3 protein-coding genes and 1 tRNA gene are annotated in these 3,394 nt (G+C 63.9%); 3 read left to right on the forward strand and 1 reads right to left on the reverse strand.

The window, feature by feature from the left end; genetic code table 11:
- Both AAFP05_RS00605 and AAFP05_RS00610 read left to right on the forward strand, forming a co-directional pair.
- A partial coding sequence (locus AAFP05_RS00605) for a carbohydrate ABC transporter permease (protein ID WP_341727911.1) occupies positions 1 to 528 on the forward strand: 528 nt, incomplete at its 5' end.
- A gap of 5 nt (positions 529 to 533) precedes the next feature.
- Positions 534 to 2,465 (forward strand): beta-L-arabinofuranosidase domain-containing protein, encoded by a 1,932-nt coding sequence (locus tag AAFP05_RS00610; RefSeq protein ID WP_341727912.1) that lies wholly within the window; start codon positions 534 to 536, stop codon positions 2,463 to 2,465.
- Here the strand turns inward: AAFP05_RS00610 and AAFP05_RS00615 are convergent.
- Positions 2,455 to 3,240, reverse strand: coding sequence for a tyrosine-protein phosphatase (locus AAFP05_RS00615; RefSeq protein ID WP_341727913.1), 786 nt, complete (start codon positions 3,238 to 3,240; stop codon positions 2,455 to 2,457). The two genes, AAFP05_RS00610 and AAFP05_RS00615, sit on opposite strands and share 11 nt — an antisense overlap.
- A gap of 79 nt (positions 3,241 to 3,319) precedes the next feature.
- Between AAFP05_RS00615 and AAFP05_RS00620 the strand changes: the two genes are divergently transcribed.
- Positions 3,320 to 3,392, forward strand: a tRNA-Lys gene (locus AAFP05_RS00620).
- Positions 3,393 to 3,394 lie beyond the last annotated feature (2 nt).

Here is a 3,394-nt window from a genome sequence, read left to right on the forward strand (position 1 = left end):
AAGAATCTACTCTTCGTCCTCGTGCTCTCCGTGATGATGGTGCCGGTGGCGGCCCTGTTGATTCCGCTCATCGTGTGGATGAAGAGGATCGGCATGGCCGACTCGCTGGTGGGTGTCGGGCTGGTACTGACGCTGTTCCAGTTGCCCTTCGGCGTCTTCATGATGCGTAACTCGTTCGCTGCGGTACCCAAGGAGCTTGAGGAGGCCGCGAAGATCGACGGCTGCACCGATCTCAGTGCCTTCTTCAAGGTGATGCTGCCCTCGGTGCGGCCCGCTCTGATCACGGTGGGTCTGTTCGCCTACCTCGCGGCATGGAATGACTTCATGGTCTCGTTGTACCTGGTGTCGATGAACAACGCTCCGTTGCCGCTGGCGTTGGTCAACATGCGCCAGAAGGTGATGGGCGTCATCGACTACGGCAGCACCACCGCCGGGGTCGTCATCCTGACGCTGCCCGCGTTGATTCTCTTCCTGGCCCTGCAGAAGCACTACGTCAAGGGCTTCACCGCAGGCGCAGTGAAGGGCTGAGTCGGATGCATCAGCAAAGCGATAGCCTTGGCCGCGCGGCTTTCATGCCGGTCGCGCCAAGTGAAGGCGCGCTCAGGCCACTGGGTATCGACAGTGTGCGCATCACCGGAGGCTTCTGGGGGCACCGTCAGCAGCTCAACCGCGAGGCGATCATCCCTCACGCGTTGAAGTGGGAGACCAAGGTCGGGTGGATCGACAACTTCGTCCACGCCGCTGTCGGCGACGTAGCGGGGCACCGGCAAGGGCGGGAATTCTCCGACTCCGATGTCTACAAGCTCATCGAGTCGATGGCGTGGGAGGTGGGCCGCACCGACGATCCCGAATTGGACGCCGAGATCGAGCGTCTCGGCACACTGATCGAGGCCTGTCAGTGCGACGACGGATATCTGAGCACCCGGTTCGGCAACCCGGGCCAGGAGCCTCGCTATTCCGATTTCGCCTGGGGGCACGAGCTGTATTGCTATGGCCACCTCATTCAGGCGGCGATCGCGCGGATGCGCACCGGGTATCAGGGGACGATCGTGCGGGTGGCGCTGAGAGTGGCCGAGCATCTTCTCGCCACCTTCGGCGAGGACGGCAGGGACGATATCTGCGGCCATCCGGAGATTGAGGTGGCGTTGGCGGAATTGTCCCGGGTCACCGGCGATCCTCGCTATCTTGAGCAGGCGCGCATCTTTCTTGACCGGCGTGGAAACGGCATCTTGCCGGACATCGAGTTCGGACGTGCCTACTATCAGGACGACGAACCGTTCCGGGACTCGACGATCCTGCGGGGTCATTGCGTGCGGGCCCTCTACCTGTGCGCGGCGGCGGTCGATATCGCGGTGGAGCAGGGTGATGCCGGGCTGCTGAGGGTGGCTCAGAAGCAGTATGACGCCATACTCGCCCGTAGAACCTATATCACCGGCGGGATGGGATCGCATCATCAAGACGAGGCGTTCGGCGACGACTTCGAGATGCCGCCCGACCGTTCATATTGCGAGACCTGCGCCGGGATCGGATCGATCATGGTCGCCTGGCGGTTGCTGCTGGCGACCGGGGAACTCGGCTACGGCGACATCATCGAACGCACCCTGTACAACATCGTGGCCACCTCGCCCTCGGCACAAGGAAACGCGTTCTTCTACGCCAATACGTTGCACCGGCGCACCCCTGCTGCCCAGTCCACCGTGGACGAAGCGTTGCCGCGGGCCAGTTCGTCGCTGCGTGCGCCCTGGTTCGAGGTCTCGTGCTGTCCGACCAATGTGGCTCGGACGTTCGCGAGTTTGGCCGGCCTGTTGGCCACCAGCTCGGACGAGGGAGTCCAACTCGTCCAATATGCCAGCGCAGAGCTTGCTGTCGATCTCGCCTCGGGATGCGTCCGGTTGAGTGTCGAGACGAACTATCCCGACGATGGCAGGGTACTGATCAGCGTCGCCGAGGCCCCGGGTGCGTTCGTGCTGGATCTTCGGATCCCGGGCTGGGCGCAGGGTGCGATGGTCGACGGGCACGCTGTGTCGCCCGGCACTCACCGGATTGAAGGGGTTACCGTTGGGCGGACGATCAGTCTGCAGCTGCCACTCGAGCCGCGACGGACGCTGCCCGACAGCAGGATCGATGCCGTGCGCGGTACGGTCGCGGTAGAACGCGGGCCGCTGGTGCTGTGCTCGGAATCGGTTGACCTGCCGGATGGTATCGGCATCGACGGCTACGAGATCGAGCCGGGAGCACAGCCTCGGGCTGACGGGGACACCGGGGCGGTAATCGCTGCTCGCCTTATCACGCACGAGAATGCAGCGTGGCCGTACGGTGCCGCGGGTGCGGGTGCGGGTGCGGGTGCGGGTCGGGGCGATGCGATCGACGTGCCGCTGGCACCCTACTATGCGTGGGGTAATCGGGGACCGACGACCATGCGAGTCTGGTTGCCCGAGCTCGGTGCCGATGTGACTACGAGATGAACCGGGAGCGCAGGGCGTCCAGGTCAGATGCCTGCAGGTTGAGGGCGCCGGTGAAATAATCCTCGATGCTGCCGTATCGGGACGCCATTTGGTCGAGCGCCGCGTCCAGATAGGCTTCCCGGACGCCCAGGATCGGAAGTAGTAGATCGGGTTCGACTCCGTGTTCGGCGGCCATGTCCATCAGCGGTTGCAAGGCAGGCAACAGATCGGTGTTGGTCTGCAGATAGTCGTCGCGCACGGTCTGCTCGTCCGCACCGAGGAGCAGCAGCAGAGACGCAGCCGCCCAGCCGGTGCGATCTTTGCCGGTAGTGCAGTGGACGAGCGCCGCACCCCCGCGGCCCGGGTCGGCCAGTCCCTGGAAGAAGCGCTGATAGGCCCGGCGTGCGGATGGCAGGCTGATGAAATCGCGGTAGGTCTGCGCCATCAGCGTCTCGGCCTGTTCACTGCCCAAGACATCCGCGAGGGCCTCGGGGTTGCTGCTGAGCTGACCTAGATTGGCGGCGAGGTCCATCGAATGATCGGCGAGCACATCGAGGCCGACGATCTCGGTGCCGGCAGGTAGACGATCGGGTGCTGCGCTTCGTTCGCCCTTTGTGCGCATGTCGTAGACGACATGGATGCCCAGTTCTTTGAATGTGCGAAGATCGTCGTCGCTGAGTTCGGCGAGCATCGTCGAGCGGTAGATCTCGTGCGTGCGGACCGTGCCGCCATCTACGGGTAGGCCGCCGAGGTCTCGCATATTAGGTGCGCTGGTCAGGGGGATACGGCGGTCCATGACGCGAGCCTAGCGCGACGGCACGTGGACCCGCGCTATGCATCTTGCGGACGATGCCGCTAACCTTGTCTTGGTCAAAGCGCCTATAGCTCAGTTGGTAGAGCAGCGGACTTTTAATCCGCGGGTCCAGGGTTCGAGCCCCTGTGGGCGCACC

Origin of the sequence: Brooklawnia sp. (assembly GCF_032229645.1) — a bacterium.
Lineage (GTDB): Bacteria > Actinomycetota > Actinomycetes > Propionibacteriales > Propionibacteriaceae > Brooklawnia.

Coding starts and splice junctions, on each gene's coding strand:
- AAFP05_RS00610 (WP_341727912.1), top strand. CDS start 534: ATGCATCAGCAAAGCGATAGCCTTGGCCGCGCGGCTTTCATGCCGGTC.
- AAFP05_RS00615 (WP_341727913.1), bottom strand. CDS start 3,240: ATGGACCGCCGTATCCCCCTGACCAGCGCACCTAATATGCGAGACCTC.